Origin of the sequence: Luteimonas sp. MJ250, from assembly GCF_039548455.1 — a bacterium.
GTDB lineage: Bacteria > Pseudomonadota > Gammaproteobacteria > Xanthomonadales > Xanthomonadaceae > Luteimonas.
Map to the genome: position 1 here is coordinate 382,994 of NZ_JBCLVB010000011.1, position 16,473 is coordinate 399,466.

General features: G+C 70.8%; 19 protein-coding genes and 1 tRNA gene. 14 read left to right on the plus strand and 6 right to left on the minus strand.

What is annotated here, in order from left to right:
• Window positions 1-203: 203 nt before the first annotated feature.
• The 4 genes from WCE37_RS08415 (at window position 204) to WCE37_RS08430 (ending at window position 2,479) form a co-directional block, all read left to right on the plus strand.
• Window positions 204-593 carry an EF-hand domain-containing protein gene (locus tag WCE37_RS08415; protein ID WP_343278953.1) on the plus strand — a complete coding sequence of 130 codons (390 nt, stop codon included), beginning with the start codon at window positions 204-206 and terminating at the stop codon, window positions 591-593.
• A gap of 97 nt (window positions 594-690) precedes the next feature.
• Window positions 691-1,404: an HAD family hydrolase gene (locus tag WCE37_RS08420; protein ID WP_343278955.1), complete on the plus strand. Its 714-nt coding sequence runs from the start codon at window positions 691-693 to the stop codon at window positions 1,402-1,404.
• 56 nt (window positions 1,405-1,460) lie between these two features.
• On the plus strand, window positions 1,461-1,895 hold the full coding sequence (locus WCE37_RS08425) for a copper resistance protein NlpE N-terminal domain-containing protein (protein WP_343278956.1): 435 nt from the start codon (window positions 1,461-1,463) through the stop codon (window positions 1,893-1,895).
• A gap of 14 nt (window positions 1,896-1,909) precedes the next feature.
• A complete protein-coding gene (locus WCE37_RS08430) occupies window positions 1,910-2,479 on the plus strand; it encodes a hypothetical protein (RefSeq protein ID WP_343278957.1) in 570 nt (189 codons plus the stop codon).
• An 18-nt stretch (window positions 2,480-2,497) separates the two neighbouring features.
• Here the strand turns inward: WCE37_RS08430 and WCE37_RS08435 are convergent, their stop codons facing one another.
• From WCE37_RS08435 to WCE37_RS08445, 3 genes are read right to left on the minus strand one after another with little or no spacing between them, the layout of a single operon-like run.
• Window positions 2,498-3,760 (minus strand): ferritin-like domain-containing protein, encoded by a 1,263-nt coding sequence (locus WCE37_RS08435; RefSeq protein ID WP_343278958.1) that lies wholly within the window; start codon window positions 3,758-3,760, stop codon window positions 2,498-2,500.
• A 24-nt stretch (window positions 3,761-3,784) separates the two neighbouring features.
• Window positions 3,785-4,900, minus strand: a complete 1,116-nt coding sequence (locus tag WCE37_RS08440; protein ID WP_343278959.1) for an acyl-CoA dehydrogenase family protein — start codon at window positions 4,898-4,900, stop codon at window positions 3,785-3,787.
• A 12-nt stretch (window positions 4,901-4,912) separates the two neighbouring features.
• Entirely contained in the window at window positions 4,913-5,773 is an 861-nt protein-coding gene (locus WCE37_RS08445) for a phosphate/phosphite/phosphonate ABC transporter substrate-binding protein (protein WP_343278960.1), read from the minus strand.
• A gap of 344 nt (window positions 5,774-6,117) precedes the next feature.
• Between WCE37_RS08445 and dusA the strand changes: the two genes are divergently transcribed.
• The 5 genes from dusA to WCE37_RS08470 all read left to right on the plus strand — a co-directional run bounded on the left by dusA (window position 6,118) and on the right by WCE37_RS08470 (window position 10,864).
• Entirely contained in the window at window positions 6,118-7,161 is a 1,044-nt protein-coding gene (dusA, locus tag WCE37_RS08450; protein ID WP_343279177.1) for a tRNA dihydrouridine(20/20a) synthase DusA, read from the plus strand.
• A 36-nt stretch (window positions 7,162-7,197) separates the two neighbouring features.
• Complete coding sequence (locus WCE37_RS08455) at window positions 7,198-8,115, plus strand: arginine deiminase-related protein (RefSeq protein WP_343278961.1); 918 nt, start codon at window positions 7,198-7,200, stop codon at window positions 8,113-8,115.
• A 162-nt stretch (window positions 8,116-8,277) separates the two neighbouring features.
• Window positions 8,278-8,643: a hypothetical protein gene (locus tag WCE37_RS08460; RefSeq protein WP_343278962.1), complete on the plus strand. Its 366-nt coding sequence runs from the start codon at window positions 8,278-8,280 to the stop codon at window positions 8,641-8,643.
• A gap of 67 nt (window positions 8,644-8,710) precedes the next feature.
• Complete coding sequence (locus tag WCE37_RS08465; RefSeq protein WP_343254904.1) at window positions 8,711-9,397, plus strand: response regulator transcription factor; 687 nt, start codon at window positions 8,711-8,713, stop codon at window positions 9,395-9,397.
• Between the two features lie 72 nt (window positions 9,398-9,469).
• Complete coding sequence (locus WCE37_RS08470) at window positions 9,470-10,864, plus strand: ATP-binding protein (RefSeq protein WP_343278963.1); 1,395 nt, start codon at window positions 9,470-9,472, stop codon at window positions 10,862-10,864.
• A gap of 3 nt (window positions 10,865-10,867) precedes the next feature.
• Here WCE37_RS08470 and WCE37_RS08475 read toward each other — a convergent pair whose 3' ends face one another.
• Both WCE37_RS08475 and WCE37_RS08480 read right to left on the minus strand, forming a co-directional pair.
• Window positions 10,868-11,617, minus strand: coding sequence for a M90 family metallopeptidase (locus WCE37_RS08475; protein WP_343278964.1), 750 nt, complete (start codon window positions 11,615-11,617; stop codon window positions 10,868-10,870).
• Window positions 11,618-11,624: 7 nt separating this feature from the next.
• Window positions 11,625-11,885 (minus strand): hypothetical protein, encoded by a 261-nt coding sequence (locus tag WCE37_RS08480; protein ID WP_343278965.1) that lies wholly within the window; start codon window positions 11,883-11,885, stop codon window positions 11,625-11,627.
• A 103-nt stretch (window positions 11,886-11,988) separates the two neighbouring features.
• On the opposite strand from WCE37_RS08480, the gene WCE37_RS08485 reads away from it, so the two are divergent.
• From WCE37_RS08485 to WCE37_RS08500, 4 genes are all read left to right on the plus strand, one after another.
• On the plus strand, window positions 11,989-13,029 hold the full coding sequence (locus WCE37_RS08485) for a biotin--[acetyl-CoA-carboxylase] ligase (protein WP_343278966.1): 1,041 nt from the start codon (window positions 11,989-11,991) through the stop codon (window positions 13,027-13,029).
• A complete protein-coding gene (locus tag WCE37_RS08490; protein ID WP_343278967.1) occupies window positions 13,026-13,763 on the plus strand; it encodes a type III pantothenate kinase in 738 nt (245 codons plus the stop codon). The genes WCE37_RS08485 and WCE37_RS08490 overlap by 4 nt, the downstream gene beginning before the upstream one ends.
• Window positions 13,764-13,772: 9 nt before the next feature.
• Window positions 13,773-14,606 carry an SPOR domain-containing protein gene (locus WCE37_RS08495; protein ID WP_343278968.1) on the plus strand — a complete coding sequence of 278 codons (834 nt, stop codon included), beginning with the start codon at window positions 13,773-13,775 and terminating at the stop codon, window positions 14,604-14,606.
• A gap of 28 nt (window positions 14,607-14,634) precedes the next feature.
• Window positions 14,635-14,710: transfer RNA gene (locus tag WCE37_RS08500), tRNA-Thr, on the plus strand.
• A gap of 42 nt (window positions 14,711-14,752) precedes the next feature.
• Here WCE37_RS08500 and WCE37_RS08505 read toward each other — a convergent pair.
• Window positions 14,753-15,295: a hypothetical protein gene (locus WCE37_RS08505; RefSeq protein ID WP_343278969.1), complete on the minus strand. Its 543-nt coding sequence runs from the start codon at window positions 15,293-15,295 to the stop codon at window positions 14,753-14,755.
• A 141-nt stretch (window positions 15,296-15,436) separates the two neighbouring features.
• Between WCE37_RS08505 and rocF the strand changes: the two genes are divergently transcribed.
• Window positions 15,437-16,360: an arginase gene (gene rocF, locus WCE37_RS08510; protein ID WP_343278970.1), complete on the plus strand. Its 924-nt coding sequence runs from the start codon at window positions 15,437-15,439 to the stop codon at window positions 16,358-16,360.
• Window positions 16,361-16,473 lie beyond the last annotated feature (113 nt).

Genomic DNA, 16,473 nt, shown 5'->3' on the forward strand with positions numbered 1-16,473 from the left:
TATCGGACAGGCGATGTCCGCGTGCACGCCGCCAATAACCGCTGCCGCGCCCGAAGTGGTTAAGACCGTGTCCACGCCGGAATCGCGGGGGGCACGGGGTTAATGGTTGCCGCGGCAGGGTGTCGCCGTGGCCCCGGGCCCTCCGGGCGCCACCGACCCGACAGACAGACGGATGCCCCCGCATCCGCAAGGAGATTCCCCTGATGAACAATGCACGCACGCAGCTCACCGCCATCCTCGCCCTCGGCGCTGCGCTGGCCATGCCGATGGCCCTTGCCCAGAGCGCAGTGACCCCCGAGGTCCGCGATGCGCAGAAGGCCGCCACCGAGGCGGCGGATGCTGACCCGACGGCCGTTGCCGGCGATGCCCAGGCCACCGCTGCGCAGGACGCGCAGGCCGTGGACGCGCAGCCGGCGGCACGCCAGCTCGGCTGGGCCGACGTCGATGCGGATGGCAACGGCACCATCTCGCGCGATGAATCGGCTGCGTTGCCGGCACTGGCAGCGGTGTTTGCCGAAGCCGATGCCGACGCCGACGGTGAACTGACCGCCGACGAATACCGCGAGCACGCCGCCAAGGCCGGCGGCGAATAAGCGGCCGCGGTGCGGCGCGCGCCTCTACGGGGCGCGCCGTCGCCGGTGCGTGGCGGCGGTGACGCCCGCCGCCACGCCTTTCCCGGATAATCGGCCCATGGCCAACATCAAGATGGTCGGCTTCGACGCCGACGACACCCTCTGGCGCAGCCAGGACTATTTCGACCGTGCGCAGGTTGACTTCGAAGCCATCATCGCCGGCTACGTCAACGGCGAAGCCCGCAGCAGCGAACGCCTGTACGCGGTGGAGAAGGCCAATCTCGCGGTGTTCGGCTACGGCGTGAAGGGCATGGCCCTGTCGATGATCGAGGCCGCGATCGACATCACCGAAGGCCGCATCACCGCCACCGACCTGCACCGCATCGTCGCGCTGGCCAAGGATCTGCTGCGCCACCCGGTGGAGCTGCTGCCCGGCGTGCGCGAAGCCGTTGAAACGGTGGCCTCCGGGCTTCCGGTCGTGCTGATCACCAAGGGCGACCTGTTCCACCAGGAGGCCAAGGTGCGCGATTCCGGGATGTCGAGCCTGTTCCGGCGCATCGAGATCGTCAGCGAGAAAGACGTGCCGACCTATCGCCGGCTGCTTGAAGAGTTCGCGATTGCGCCGGAGGAGTTCGTGATGGTGGGCAATTCGCTGCGGTCCGACATCGCACCGGTGCTTGAGCTCGGCGGCTGGGGCGTGCATGTGCCCTACCACCTGACCTGGGTCCACGAGCGCGAGGCCGACGTGTCGACCGCCCACGCGCCGCGCCTGCGAACGCTCGCCTCCGCCGGCGAGCTGCCGGCCGCGCTGCGCCTGATCGTGGCCGCCTGACCCTCCCGCCCGGGCCGCGGGCAGCGAGCGCGGCCGTGCTGCTGCACAATCAGCGCATGCCACGCGCCCACGCTTCCGCTTTCGCGCTACTGCTCGCCGGCCTGCTGTCCGCCTGCGTGCGCGAGGATGCCGCCACCGGCCACGACAGCCTGCCCGGGCTGGCCCCGGGGCAGGACGCGGTCGAATGGCGCGGCAGCCTGCCCTGCGCCGACTGCGAAGCCATCGATACCAGGCTGGTGCTGGAGCGCCGCCGTGGCGAGCAGCGTTATGAACTGGTCGAGGTGTACGTGGCCCTGGATGGCAGCGTCAGCTTCGAGGAAACCGGCGAATGGCAGCTCGAGCGGTCGATGCTCAGCCTCGAGCCGGGCACGGGCGGCCTGCGTCGCTATGCGCTGGTGCACGGCGGCGTCCTGCAGGTGCGCGATCTCCGCGGCCGCGTCTTCCCGGGGCGCGAACACGATCTCCTGCTGCCCGCCGCCCGCCAGCCCTGACCGAGGATTCCAGCGTGAACCATCGACTGCCAGTACTGTTGCCTTCCCTCCTGCCAGCCCTGCTGATGGCGGCCACCATGGCGGCCCACGGCGCCGTCCAGGCGCAACCTGCCGCCCCGGAGCGCGAAGCCGCGGTGGCGCAGGATGCCGCCCCGGCCGAGGCCACCGCCCCGGCCGAGGCCACCGCCCCGGCCCCAGAAGCCGCTCCCGCGTGGGCGCCGCGCACCGGCGACGCGGTGGTCGACGCGCGGCTTGCGGACATCAACGCCTACGCGGCGCGCTACCCGGAGGCCTTCATCGATGAGCTGGAGCGCTATTTCGACGCGCCGCGGCCGCTGCTGGAAACGTTGCTCGGCGAGGGGCGCACGCCCGGCGACCTCTATTACGCCTGCGCACTGGCCCGCGTGTCGGGGCGTCCGTGCCGCGGCGTGATCGAAGCATGGCAGGTCCGTGGCGATGGCGGCTGGGAGGCGATCGCGCGCGGGTTCGGGGTCGAACCCGGCGACGAGCGTGCCAAGCGCCTGCGCCAGGGCATCCAGCAGAGCTACGCACACTGGGACCGGCCGCTGCCTGGCGCCGAGTGATGTCGCCGCCGCGCGGACCTACATGAAATTCCGCGTGTGCAGGCTGGACAGGTACTCCGCGCGCGCCGGCTCGAAGCCCAGCCGCACCAGTTTGGCGTAGCGGCTGTCGGCCATGTCCTTCATCAGCGCCTGCACGCGCTGCGCGCCGCGCGCGATCGCTTCGGGCGTGAGTTCGCCCGCCGCCATCAACACCAGCGCGTCGAATACTTCCTCGTTCAGGCCGCCGGTGTCCTGCAGCGCGTCATGCCGCGCCTCCACCGCCTGCCCCAGGCGGTGGATGAAGTCGGGTTCGCGCTGCAGGCGGTACAGCAGGTGCGACATGCCGAGCGCGACGTGCCGGGCTTCGTCGATCGCCGCGTAGCGCGCGACCTGCCGCGTCAGCGGATCGGGCGCCACGGCCTGGATGAACTTCAGCAGCGAAACGAACGTGCCTTCGCCCAGCACCGACAGCAGGAAGCTTGCGACCGAATAGTCCTTCTCGTCGAGCAGGCTCTTGAGCGAGGCCTGGCCCCCGGCGGTGGACAGCGCCGGCTCGCGGCCGTGGCGCCGGATGCGGCGCGTGAACACGTCGATGTGCCGGGCTTCGTCCGCGATCTGGATCGCGAGCGCGGCCTGCAGCTCGCGGTAGTGCGGATGCAGCTGCCCCAGAAAGCGCGCCGGGATCACCAGCGCGGCGTTCTCGTTTTCGACCAGGAATGTCATCACCTGGACGATCGCGTCCTCGATCTCGGCGGGTGGCTCGGGGGCGTTGTCCCAGTCGATGTCGTCGGCCTGCCACTGCGCGGCCACCGCCTGCCGGTACAGATTCGCAGCCGACTCGTTCCACAGCTGGTCGCGTTCGGAGAGGCGGAAGTCGAAGGCGGGTGCGTTTGCTTCCACCGATGCGCCCCGCGCGGCAAATCCCCAGCGCGCGTGCGCATGCGGGGCGATCGCGCCGGCCTCGTCGAGGCTGCTGTGGCCGGTGGCCATGGCGTCGCGCCAGCGTCCGGTCTGCGCCGAGCCGCGGGTCACGCGCATCAGCGCCGGCTCGCGCTCGATCACCGCGGCCGCGTGCCCCTGGCTGCGGCACCATGCCGCCAGCTGCGCCTGCCAGCCGGGCGCGCTGCCGCGAACGGTGACATTGCCGCCCACGGCCACTGACTGCAGCGCGTGCTTGACCAGCAGGTGCGCGCCGCTGTCGAAGCCGAGCGCGGCCAGGTCGACCGGCGGCCCTTCGACCGCCCGCTGTCCGTTGACACGCCGTCCATCGAGCTGCGGCCTGGCGTCACTGTCTTCGTTCATTGCCTGCGCTCTGTCCGTGGCCGGTCATTCCATCAGCGGCATGCCGCACATCAGGCGACCGGTGAGATCGAACAGTACGTCCGAGGTCGGCGCCATGATCGCCGCTGCGCGCGAGTCGCGGAACAGGCGCTCGATGCCGACGTCCTTGCGGAACGCGGCGCCGCCGCAGACGCGCATCGCGGTGTCGGTGACCGACAGCGCGGCCTCGGCGGCGCAGGCCTTGACCTGCAGCACGCGCAGGAAGGCGTCCTCGGCGCCGCCGTCGATACTGGCCAGCGCCATCGCGCGGATGCCCTTGGCCTGGTCGACGGCGTTGCGCGCCTGTGCCAGCTGCGCGCGCAGCGTCGGCAGGTCTGCGAGCGTGCCGCCGGCGGCGAAGCCGGTGGCGGTGACGTGTTTCACCGCGCGCTGGAGTGCGCCCTCCATCAGCCCGATGGACACCGAGGCGATCAGGTTGACGAAGGTCGGAAGTTCGTCGCCGAACATGATCGCCTGGCCCTGGCCGTCCTCGCCCATGCGGCGTGCGAGCGGCAGCCGCACGTCCTTCGCCGTCACCGGCGCCGAGGCGTTGGCGCGCAGGCCGAGGCCGTCGAAAGGCCTGGGTGAGCCGAGGCCGTCAAGGCGGCGGTCCACCAGCCAGATCGTGCTCGCGCCCTCGGCTGCCACCGGCGTCGACGACCAGACGTAGGAGTCGGCTTCGCCGGCGGCGGTGACCATGCTCTTGCCGGCGTTGAGCAGCACATGATCGCCGTCGGCGGTGGCGGTGCCGACCGGCGCCCAGAAGTGGCTGCGCGAGCCGCTCTCCGACCAGGCCAGCGTGGTCAGGTGGCGGCCGGCGGCGATGTCGCGGCGGACATCTTCAGGCCCGTACTTTTCCACCAGCGTGGTACCGGCGTAATGCATGGTCACCACCATGGCGGTGGCCGGGCAGTCGCGGGCGATGCGCTCCACCACCTGGGTGGCTTCGGCCAGACCCAGGCCCATGCCGCCGACGTCGGTGGCGCTGATGAGGCCGAGCAGGCCGGCCTGGCCCAGGGCATCGATGGCCTCGCGCGGGAAGCTCGCCGTGCGGTCCAGCTCGGCGGCGCGCGGCGCGATGACGGTGTCAACGATGGATTCAAGCGGGTCGAGATGGCTCATGGCGGTCCCCGGTCAGTAGTCGTAGCCCTGCGCGGTGATCGCGCCGGCATTGTCGTAGAAGCCTTCGTCGGTCACCGCGCGCTCGAGGATCGCGTAGCCGCTGGTGCGGCCGGGCTGCCAGACCTTGAGCCCTTCGAGTTCCAGCAGCGGGCGGACCTCGGGGTCGTCCCAGGACATGCCCAGCAGCAGCTCGCGGAAGCGGGCCACCAGCGATGGATCCAGGCCGGGGGCCGTGGTCATGTTGCAGTGGTCGAACGGGGCGGTAGTTGCGATGATCCGCGTCGCGCCGGCGGGCAGCGTGCCCTCCTGGGCGAAGGCCTGGTAGTTCTGGCCGATCATCCACGCGGCGTCGATGTCGCCTGCCACCATCGCCTGCGCCGCGTCGCGCTCGCCGCCGATGTGGTCGCCGTGCTTGCCGCCGAGCACGTCGAACAGGCGCGCGCTGTAGTCGCGCTCCTTCACCAGTCCCCGCTGCCGCATGTGATCCAGCGGGATCAGCGTGGCCTGCGGCGAGTCGACCGCGCCGAAGCCGACGATCCTGCCCCTGAGCTGCGGGACATCGGTGATGTCGCTGCCGGCCGCCACCACCAGCACCGACTGCAGGTCCATGTCGGTGTCGCGCATGACGATGGCTTCCACGTCCTGGCCGCGGGCGCGGGCCATGCGCTGCGCGCGCACGAAGGCCAGCGGCGAGTTCCAGGCGCAGTCCAGCTCGCCGCGCATCAAGGCCTCGACCAGGGCCTCGTAGTTCGAATACAGCACGTAGTCGAAGGCGAGGTCGTTTTCCCCGAACCAGGCCTTGAAGCCTTCCCAGATGGTGACGACTTTCGGTGCGTAGGCGACGGCGCCCATGCGCAGGACGGAATTGTTCATATGCCTCGTTCGGCTGTTGCCCGGCTGGAATGCACGCGCGGTCGGGAACGCCCCGCGGCCATGCCTGGCCAGGTGGTGTGGAAGGGTTGGGTTGGCACCGCGCGGAGAGTGCGTGCGGCAGCCGTGGTTTCCCGGATCGCGAGCGGGTACATCGCGTAGCGAAGTCACAACGGCGTGCATCGCTGGAACCCGGGAAACGGACAGGACCTGTCACGTCGGCTGTCCCGAGTCTATCCGAGAACCGTTGCAGCGGACCTGCAGGCTATCGCCATTGAACGGTTCGTCGGTACCCTGTTGCGGTCCAGCTCAGGCGCCGGTGCCTGGGGTGGCAGCAGGGTCGAATGATGAAAGCAGCAGGGCAGTACCAGGAATCAGGCAAGTCGCCGGAATTGCGCGATAAATCGCGCTACGCGGCCTCCATCCGCCTCTCCGTCGCGCCGATGATGGACTGGACCGACAGCCATTGCCGCGTCTTCCACCGCCTGCTGGCGCCGCATGCGCGGCTGTACTCGGAGATGGTGCACGCCAACGCCGTGATCCACGGCGACCGGGCGAAGCTCCTGGCAATGGACCCGGTCGAACATCCCGTCGCGCTGCAGCTCGGCGGCAGCGAGCCGGCGCTGCTGGCGCAGGCCGCGCGCATCGCTGCCGAACACGGCTTCGACGAGGTCAATCTCAACTGCGGCTGCCCGTCCGACCGGGTCCAGGCCGGGCGCTTCGGCGCCTGCCTGATGCGCGAGCCGGCGCTGGTCGCCGACGGCGTGGCCGCGATGATCGCCGCCTGCGACGTGCCGGTGACCGTGAAGTGCCGGCTGGGCGTGGATGACGACCACGACTACGCGCGCTTTCTCGCCTTCATCGACACCGTGGCCGGCGCCGGCTGCCGCAGCTTCGTGGTCCATGCCCGCAATGCCTGGCTGAAGGGCCTGTCGCCGAAGGAGAACCGCGAGGTGCCGCCGCTGCGCTACGACTGGGCCTACGCGCTCAAGCGCGAGCGGCCGGAGCTGACCATCATCGTCAACGGCGGCATTGCCGACGAAGGCGAAGCGACCTCCCATCTCGAGCACGTGGACGGCGCCATGCTCGGCCGCGCCGCGTATCACGATCCGTGGCTGCTGCACCGGCTGGACGTCGCCTGGTATGGCGGCGCGCTTTCAACGCGGGCCGACGTGCTGCGTTCGATGCGGCCCTACGTCGAGGCGCAGCTTGCACGCGGGGCGCAGCTCAAGCACATCACCCGCCACCTGCTCGGCCTGTTCCACGGCCAGCGCGGCGGCCGCGCCTTCCGCCAGGTGCTGAGCGAGGGTGCGCACCGACCCGGGGCCGACTGGTCGCTGGTGGAGGAGGCGATCGCAGTCACTGCCGACGATGGCCGGCCCGGGGCCTGAAACCCCGCTGCGCGCCCCGCCCCGACTCCCGAGAGCATGTCCATGCTGACCCGCGACACCGCCCGCTTCCTCGCCTTCGCCCGCGACTGCGCCCCGGACTTCGGTCCGGCCACCGCGCGCGCCGCCTTCCTGGTCGCACCTGACGGCTTCGGCCATGCCGCCGAGTCCGCCACCGACAATCGCTACATGGCCGCGGCCGATGGCTTCGACGCGGCGCGCGCCTCGGCGCAGCACCGCGAGCTGCAGCGCGCGCTGTCGTCCACGCTGCCAACGCTGTGCTTCCCGGGCGACCCCGAAACCCCGGATGCGCTGTTCCCCAACAATGTCTTCGCCACCGTGCCCGGTGCGCTGGTGGTGGGCCGCATGCGCCACGCGGTGCGACGGCGCGAGGCGGGCCGTGCCGACATCCGCGGATTTTTCCGCGATGTCCTCGGCTACGCGGTGCGCGACCTGTCCACGCAGCCGCATCCCGGCGAACTGACCGGCGCGATGGTCATCGACCGCGCCTGCGGACTCGGGCTGTGCGGGCTGTCCGAGCGCTGCGACGAAGAGGGCGCGCGCCTGGTGCACGAGGCCCTGGGCCTGCGCGCCACGCTGCTGTTCGAGCTCGCGCCCGGCGAATACCACACCAACGTCGTGCTCGCGGTGCTGGCCGGGCGCGCGGCAATCATCTGCCCTGCGGGATTCGCCGATCGCGCCGTGGTGGAAGCCATCGCCACGCTGTATGCGCCGCACGCCATCCTGCTTCCCCCGGCCGGGCAGGCGGCTTTCGCGGGCAATGCCATCAGCCTGTCGGATGACGTGGTGTGGATGAGCCGGCGGGCCTGCGATGCGCTGGACCCGGCCAGCCGCGGCGCGCTGGCGGACGCGGGCTTCGAGGTTCGCGCGGTTCCACTGGATGCGATCGAGGTCGCCGGGGGCTCGCTGCGCTGCTGCGTGGCGGAGATCTACTGAGTCGCGGGCGGATTGCAAAAGGCCCGATATGAACGGGGCCCGCCGCCCGCCGGAAAAGTTAAGTGGCAATTCACCGCCCGGCTCCGAGAATCACCTGAACGCTCCCGCCGCCGCGCGCTGTGGGCGCGCATAACTTTCTGTATTCTCTGGGAAATGGTTTCCATGACCGCTCGTTACCTGTCGCCGACGCTGTGCCTGGCCGCCGCATTCATGCTGGCTGGCGCGGCGCATGCCGATGACGGCCGTCGACAGGCGCGCGACCGCGCTGCGCCACCGCGCGCCGCCGAGCAGTCCGGCCGGCCGGCGCCGGGTCGCCGCCCGGACTCGCTGGCCGATTCGGTCCGCCGGGTCCGTGCGCGCACCGGTGGCCAGGTGCTGAGCGCTGAGCCGGTTTCGTTCGACGGCCGCAGCCTGAACCGGGTGAAGGTGGTGGATGACGGCGGACGGGTCCGGGTCTACATGGACGATCCATCCGCCCGTCCGCGCCGCCCGCCGCGGCCTGCGCCTACACGTGGCGACGACGACTGAATTCGCACCCTAGCCTGCAACTCTTCCCGCGACGACACACCGGCGCCGGGACATACCGGAGAAACCGATGCGCATCCTTCTGGTCGAAGACGAAGCTCCCCTGCGGGAGACCCTGGCCGCGCGCCTGAAGCGCGAGGGCTATGCCGTGGATGCCGCGCAGGACGGCGAAGAGGGTCTCTACATGGGGCGCGAAGTCCCGTTCGACGTCGGCATCATCGACCTTGGCCTGCCGAAGATGTCGGGCATGGAGCTGATCAAGGCCCTGCGCGACGAGGGCAAGCAGTTCCCGGTGCTGATCCTGACCGCGCGCTCGAGCTGGCAGGACAAGGTCGACGGCCTCAAGCAGGGTGCCGACGACTACCTGGTCAAACCCTTCCACGTCGAGGAGCTGCTGGCGCGCATCAATGCGCTGGTGCGCCGAGCCGCGGGCTGGAGCAAGCCGACGCTGGAGTGCGGCGCGGTGGTGCTGGACCTGGCCGCGCAGACGGTCAGCGTCAACGGCAGCAACGTCGACCTGACCAGCTACGAATACAAGGTGCTCGAGTACCTGATGATGCACGCCGGCGAGCTGGTCTCGAAGGCCGACCTCACAGAGCACATCTACCAGCAGGACTTCGACCGCGACTCCAACGTGCTGGAGGTCTTCATCGGACGCCTGCGCAAGAAGCTCGACCCGGACGGTACGCTGAAGCCGATCGAAACCGTGCGCGGCCGCGGCTACCGCTTCGCGATTCCGCGCAGCAACGAAGGCTGAGCCCGGCGGGCGCGCGCTGCGCGCCCGGCGTGCAGGGGAGGCGGCGTGGCGCAGGCGCGCAAGGATCGTAGATTGGCCTGGCGCCCGCGTTCGCTGCAGGCGCGCCAGCTGCTGGCCGCAAGCCTCGGCCTGCTCGCCTTCCTCGCCGCCGCCGGCTACGCGCTTGACCGCGCCTTCGTCGACGTCGCCGGCCGGCTGCAGCACGACCGGCTGCGCAACTACGCGACCTCCTACGCCCGCGACATCGAGTTCGATCGAGGCGGCAACCTGATCCCGCCCTACACCCAGGCCGACCCGCGCTTCGAGCGGCCGGACAGCGGCCTGTACGCCGAGGTGGTGCTGCCGCAGGGCAGCTGGGGCTCGGAATCGACGCGGGGCCCGCAGCTGCCAGACGCAGAGCTGCTTGCAGGCGGGGTCGAAAAATTCGAGGGACCGTTGCCGATGACCGGTGCCGACGGCAGCCCGCGCGAAGTACTGCGCTACGGCAAGGGCTTCATCTGGGACATGGAGCAGCGCGCCGAAGCCGAGTTTCCGTACACCATCTACATCATGGAAGACGCCGGCACCCTGCCGCAGCAGGTGCGGGTGTTCCGCGCCGCGCTTTGGGGCTACCTCGGCATCGCCGGCCTGGTCCTGCTGCTGCTGCAGGCGCTGGTGCTGCGCTGGAGCCTGCTGCCGCTGCGGCGCGTGGAAGCCGAACTCAAGCGCGTGCAGCTGGGCCAGGCCAACCGCATGAGCGAACTGCATCCGCGCGAGCTCGAACCGCTCACCGAGAGCATCAACGCGCTGGTGGAAAGCGAACGCCAGAACCTCGAGCACCAGCGCAACACCATGGCCGACCTTGCGCACAGCCTGAAGACGCCGCTGGCGGTGCTGCGCACGCGCCTGGACAGCGATGCCAGCGAAGACGAGCTTCGCGGCGAGGTGGCAACCCAGGTTCGGCGGATGAACGAGCTGGTGGGCTACCAGCTCGGCCGCGCGGCCTCGGCCGGCCACGCGCTGTTCGCCGCGCCGGTTGAAATCGAGCCCTGCGCCGAGGAGATCGTGCGCGGGCTGGAGAAGATCTACGCCGGCAAGGGCACCGTGTGCGAGTTCGAGATCGACCCCGCGGCCCGCTTCCACGGTGAATCAGGCGACCTGCAGGAGCTGCTCGGCAACCTGCTTGAAAACGCGTTCAAGTGGTCGAAGTCGCGGGTGCTGCTGACCGTCGAGGTCGGTGCCTGCGCGCCGCGGCGACGCCCTGGCCTGATCCTGGCGGTCGACGACGACGGCCCGGGCATCCCGGCCGAACGCATCGCGCACGTGCTGCAGCGTGGCGTGCGCGGCGACGAGCGCGTGCAGGGCCACGGCATCGGGCTGTCGATCGTGCAGGACATCGTTCGTGGCTATCGCGGCGAGCTCGAGGTCACGGCGTCCCCGGAGCTTGGCGGCGCGCGCTTCCTGGTGCGGCTGCCGCCCGGGCTGTAGCGCTCAGCCGGCGGCGAACGGCGAGGGACCGTACAGCTTCCGCAGGTGCGTCGCCACGACCGGCTGCTCGCGTTCGAGCAGCGCCGGATCGCTGAAGTGGTACTCGCTGCAGACCGCGAAGAACTCCTCCGGCGCCTCGGCGGCGTAGGGATCGAGCGCGGTGTGCAGGCCACGATCCACGCGTGCCGCGAACGCGTCGTACGCCTGCTGGAAGTCCCGCGCCCATTCGCGCTGCCAGGCGCGCGGCAGCGGCGGGGTGCCGTCGAGCAGGCCGTCGAGCGCGTCGAGTTTGTGCACCATCTCGTGCACCGCCACGCAGCAGCCGTCGCGCGGATTGTCGAGGTCGGCGAGGATGTCGGCCCATGAGAGCACCAGCGGGCCGTACTCCCAGGCCTCGCCCGCCAATTCGTCCTCGCCTTCGTGCATCACCCCGGCGGCATCGACGTGGCTGCGGTCGACCCGGAACGCGTCGGGGTAGACCAGCAGCTGCGACCAGCCGTGCAGGCCCTCGGCACCGAACTCCATCAGCGGCAGGCAGGACAGCGCGGCCAGCATCGTGCGGGCGACCTGGTCGAGCTCCAGCCCGCCGAGCGGGGTGATGGTCTTCTCGTGCAGGAAGCGTGCCGCCAGGGCGCGAAGGCGTTCGCTGCGGGAGTCGTCCAGCGCGGCCACCCACGGCACGCGTTCGCGCACGTCCTGCCAGCTGCGCCGGTCGATCTCGGCGGGCGGGCGCCGGAACAGGCGCCTGATCACGCCATGCCTAGCGGAACATCCCCGGCAGGAAGCTGTGCCAGCGCGGCGGCCGCGCCGCGTCGGGGTCGGCGCCGTGGGGGGTGACCGGCTTTTCAGCCTCGGGACGCCTGCTTGCACGCGCGGGATCGACATCCGGGGCGCCGCTGGCCGGGTAGTCGGCGCTGCAGCCCGAGCCGTCGCCTCCGGCCCCGGCCATGCGTGCTTCACGAGCCCCGGCCTGGAAGGTCAGGGACAGCAGGGAGATGGCAAGGATGGCGCGGACGGACATGGCGGGTGCCTGTTCGGTGACCGGTATCGCGTGATCATACAACGCCCGCGTACGCGCACGCAGGCGTGGGGGAGCCGGGGCGCTCAGGTGTGATAATCCGGGGATGTCCGCCCATGCCCCTGCCACCGCGCCGAGTGAAACCGACGCCGTCGAAAAGGCGCTGCTGCTGCGCCTGGCCAGCGGGCCGGTCCCCGGTGGCGACCTTGCCCGCGAATACAGCCTGACCCGGGCCGCCGTGTGGAAACGGGTCGAGGCACTGCGCGCGGCGGGCATCGCGATCAGCGCGCGTCGCGGCCATGGCTATGCGCTGGATGCGCCAGTGGAACTGCTGGATGCGCAAACAATCGCCGCCGCGCTGCCGGCAGGCACGCGCGCAGGGGTGCAGGGACCGGAAGTCGTCTGGACCATCGATTCCACCAACAGCGAGCTGATGCGCCGGCGCACGCCCGACCGGGGCGTGGCCGTGCTGCTGGCGGAGCGGCAGCTTGGCGGGCGCGGCCGGCTTGGCCGCGACTGGACCTCGCCGCTGGCGGCAAACCTCTACCTGTCGCTGGCGCGCGCGTTTGCCGGCGGGCTCGCGCGGCTTGGCGGACTGGGCCTTGTAGCCGGCGTTGCCAGCGCCGAGGCACTGCACGCGGCTGGATACGGCATGGTGCGTCTGAAGTGGCCCAACGACCTGGTGGTCGTCGATCCGGCTGGCGCTGCCCTGCGCAAACTCGGTGGCCTCCTGGTGGAAGGCGGCGGCGAGCACGCCGGACCGGTGCGGGCGGTGCTCGGCCTGGGGCTCAACGTGGGCATGCCCGCTGCGGCGGCGGCCGCGATCGATCAGCCCTGGTGCGACCTTGCGACCCTCGCGCACCCTGGCCGGCCTTCGCGCAGCGCCCTTGCGGCCACCCTGATCGCGCATCTCGTACCGGCGCTGGAGCAGTTCGACCGCGAAGGCCTGGCGCCGTTCCTGCCGCGACACGCGGCGCTGGATGCGCTGGCCGGGCGCGAGATCGAACTGCGCGTGGGCAGCGGCCTGCACGCAGGGCGTGCGCTGGGGCTTGCGGCCGACGGCGCGCTGCGCGTGGACGTCGGCGGCAGCGAACGTCATTTCCATGCCGGCGAAGCCGGCCTGCGCACGCGGCTGGCGACCCCGTGAGCGACTGGCTGTTCGACCTGGGCAACACCAGGCTCAAGCTTGCGCCGCTGGATCCGGAAGGCGCCGGCCCGGTGGCGGCCTTCGGCCACGGCCAGGAACTCGATTCCGCATGGTCATCGCTGCTGCCATCCAGGATCGACGTCGCATGGGTGGCCAGCGTGGGTCCGGCGGCGCTGCGCGCGTCACTGCTGCAGGTGCTGGTGCCGCGGGCCGCGCGCGTTGTCGAAGTGCGCGTGGAGCGCGAGATGGCCGGCGTGCGGATCGGCTACGCCGAACCTGCGCGGCTTGGTGTGGACCGCGCCCTGGCGCTGGTGGGCGCCCGCGCCAAGGCGCCGGGCTGGGTGCTGGTGGTCGGGGTCGGTACCGCGCTCACCGTCGACCTGCTGGCCGCCGACGGACAGCACCATGGCGGCAGCATCGCGCCCTCGCCGACGCTGATGCGCGAAGCCCTGCATGCGCGCGCGCCGCAGCTTCCGGCATCCGGCGGCGATGTCATGGCCTTCGCCACCGACACTGCCGATGCGCTGGCGGCGGGCTGCCTGGGTGCAGCGCTCGGGCTGCTGGAGCGCAGCCGGCGCGAGGCCGGTGCGCGTGCCGGCATGCCGGTTGACGTGATCCTGCACGGCGGTGGCGCCGGTGACCTGCTGCCGCATGTGCCGGGCGCGCAGCTTGCGCCGTCGCTGGTCGTCGACGGCCTGGCGCGCCTGGCGCGGCAGCCAGCAGGCACGGGCTAGAATCCGAGCATGTCACTGCGCGCGCTGCTGGTCCTGCTGGTCATGCTCAACTTCGGCGTCGCCACCTGGTGGCTGCTGCGCCCGGGGCCATCGGCGCCGGCGCCGTGGGTCCAGCCTGATGCCGTGCCGCGGCTCGTGCTCCTGGGTGAGCCGGTACCGGCACCGACACGGGCCGCGGATCCAGCCCGCGCCGACGGGCCTGCAACCGCGGGAATCGAGCCGCGCGGCGAAACGGGGCAGTCCGCGTTGGCCGGGGCACCGGACGCGGTGCAGGACGACGGCCGGGACGGCGGACCGGACGCATCGCCGGAACCCGCGCAATCGCCGGCCGATGCCGGTCCCCTGTCTCCGCCCGTATCCACGGCGCTTCGCTGCATGAGCTTCGGCCCCTATGCCGATGCCGCACCGGTCGCGGCGGCACGGGCGGCGCTGCAGCCGCTCGGCGCTTCGCGGACCCGCGTGCGCGACGTGGTCGAGGCGCCGCGGGGCTGGAGCGTGGCGATGGCACCGCAATCCGACCGCGACACGGCGAACGCACTGGCCCTGAAGATCAGGGAGGCCGGCTTCGACGACCTGCTGGTCGTTCCCTCCGGCGCCAACGCCAACGGGATTGCACTCGGTCGGTACGCCAGCGAACCGGCCGCCCGCCGTCGCGAGGCCGCGCTGCGGGCCGCGGGCTTCCCGGCGTCGGCACAGCCCCTGGGCGACGCCAGCGTCAGCCACTGGCTGGACGTCGCCGCGGGTCCCGGCTTTGATGCCGCAGCGGCCCGGCGTGTTGCCGGGGCACCGCAGTTGCATGACATCGACTGCGCGCCCGTCGTCGCAGCGGGCGTCGCGCGCTAGAATGCGCGCGCCCCACCGGGCGCATCGTGCCGGCATAGCTCAGCTGGTAGAGCAACCGCCTTGTAAGCGGTAGGTCGTCCGTTCGATTCGGACTGCCGGCACCACGATGCACGTCATGCATCGTGGGTTTCAGCCCGATGCGGCGACTACGCGTCGTCGAGGCGGATGCCGACGTAGGTGTCGCCGATGCCGGTGCCTGGGGGAAGCCGGCAGCTCAGCGATGCCAGCTGGTGGAAAGTCGCCTGCTCCGGATCGGCATCGGTCGGATAGAAGTACAGATAATTGCTGTCCGGGGTCTCGGACGAGACATCGACCGACAGCGCCACATACTGGAGGTCGGGCGACCCCGGGTAGCCGATCACGCCGGTGCAGCTCAGCGTTTGCGGCTCAGCGACGCTGCTCGTCAGGAACATGCCGAAATAGCGGATGACAGAGTCCTGCGTGACACCGCCGCCGCCGCCCTGGTCGATGACCGTGGTGAACGAGCAGGTCACGAAGGTGGCCGATTCGCCTTCGTTGACCATGCCCAGCGGACGCTTGCGCAGGTTGGTATCCCAGGCCGGCAGCGCGCTCTGGCACAGACCGGTGGCGTTGCTCTGGATCTGGAGGTTTTCGACCGCGGCATTCGCGGCCGGGATCATGGCTGCGGTGAGCAGGCAGCCGATGAGCGTGGGAGCGATGGCTTTCATGTCGTTATCTGTTCCTTGATCTGGTACATGGGTTGCCCGGTCCCGACCAGGCATGGGCGAGTGTGCCACAGGGCACATTCTGGACCTGTCACCTTTGCTGCAGGATCATGCAAAGTCCCGTTCCGCCCGCTGGAGGCACCCATGTCCTTGAAATTGCAGCCCGTATCCGTATTCGGCGTCCCCACCGACGTCGGCGCGGGAGGACGGGGGGCGTCCATGGGGCCCGAGACGCTGCGCGTGGCGGGGCTGGTGGAGGCGCTGGCCGCGCGCGGGGTCGACGTCGTCGACCGGGGCGATGTCGTGGGACCGCGCAACCCCTGGCAGAAGCCGGTGGACGGCTATCGCCACCTTGACGAAGTCGTGGCCTGGAACCGGGCGGTAATGGAGATGTCGGGCATCGAACTCGCGGCCGGGCGGATGCCGGTGATGCTGGGTGGCGATCATTGCCTGGCGATGGGCTCGATCACCGCAGTCGCACGCCACTGCCGTGCGCAGGGCAAGCGGCTGCGCGTGCTGTGGCTCGACGCCCATGCCGACTTCAACACGTCGGCGATCACGCCGTCCGGCAACGTGCACGGCATGCCCGTCGCCTGTCTCTGCGGACTCGGCCCGGACGCCCTCGTCAACCTTGGCGGGCAGGGGCCGATGATCTCCCCGGCCGACGTGCGCCAGATCGGCATCCGTTCGGTCGACCTCGAAGAGAAGCGCCTGGTCCGCGAACACGGCCTGGACATCTACGACATGCGCTACATCGACGAGGTGGGCATGAAGCAGGTGATGGAGGAGGCGCTTGCGGGCATGGGCGACGACACCCATCTCCACGTCAGCTTCGACGTCGACGTGCTTGATCCAACCATCGCGCCCGGCACCGGCACCCGCGTGCCGGGTGGCCTGGACTACCGCGAGGCGCAGCTGATGATGGAAATGATCGCCGACGCCGGCGGTGCCGATTCCCTTGACGTGGTCGAGGTCAACCCGGCGCTGGACGTACGCAACCGCACCGCGCGCCTGGCGGTGGATCTGGTGGAGAGCCTGTTCGGCAAGTCCACGCTGATGCGCGACTGAGCGCTGCGGATGAATGCGAAGCGACCATGCTGAGGCGCCAGGTAGCGGCCTCAACGCGGATTTCACCCGCACCTGCGTCTGATGGCGGCAACGGGGCACCGCCGCCCCGTCGA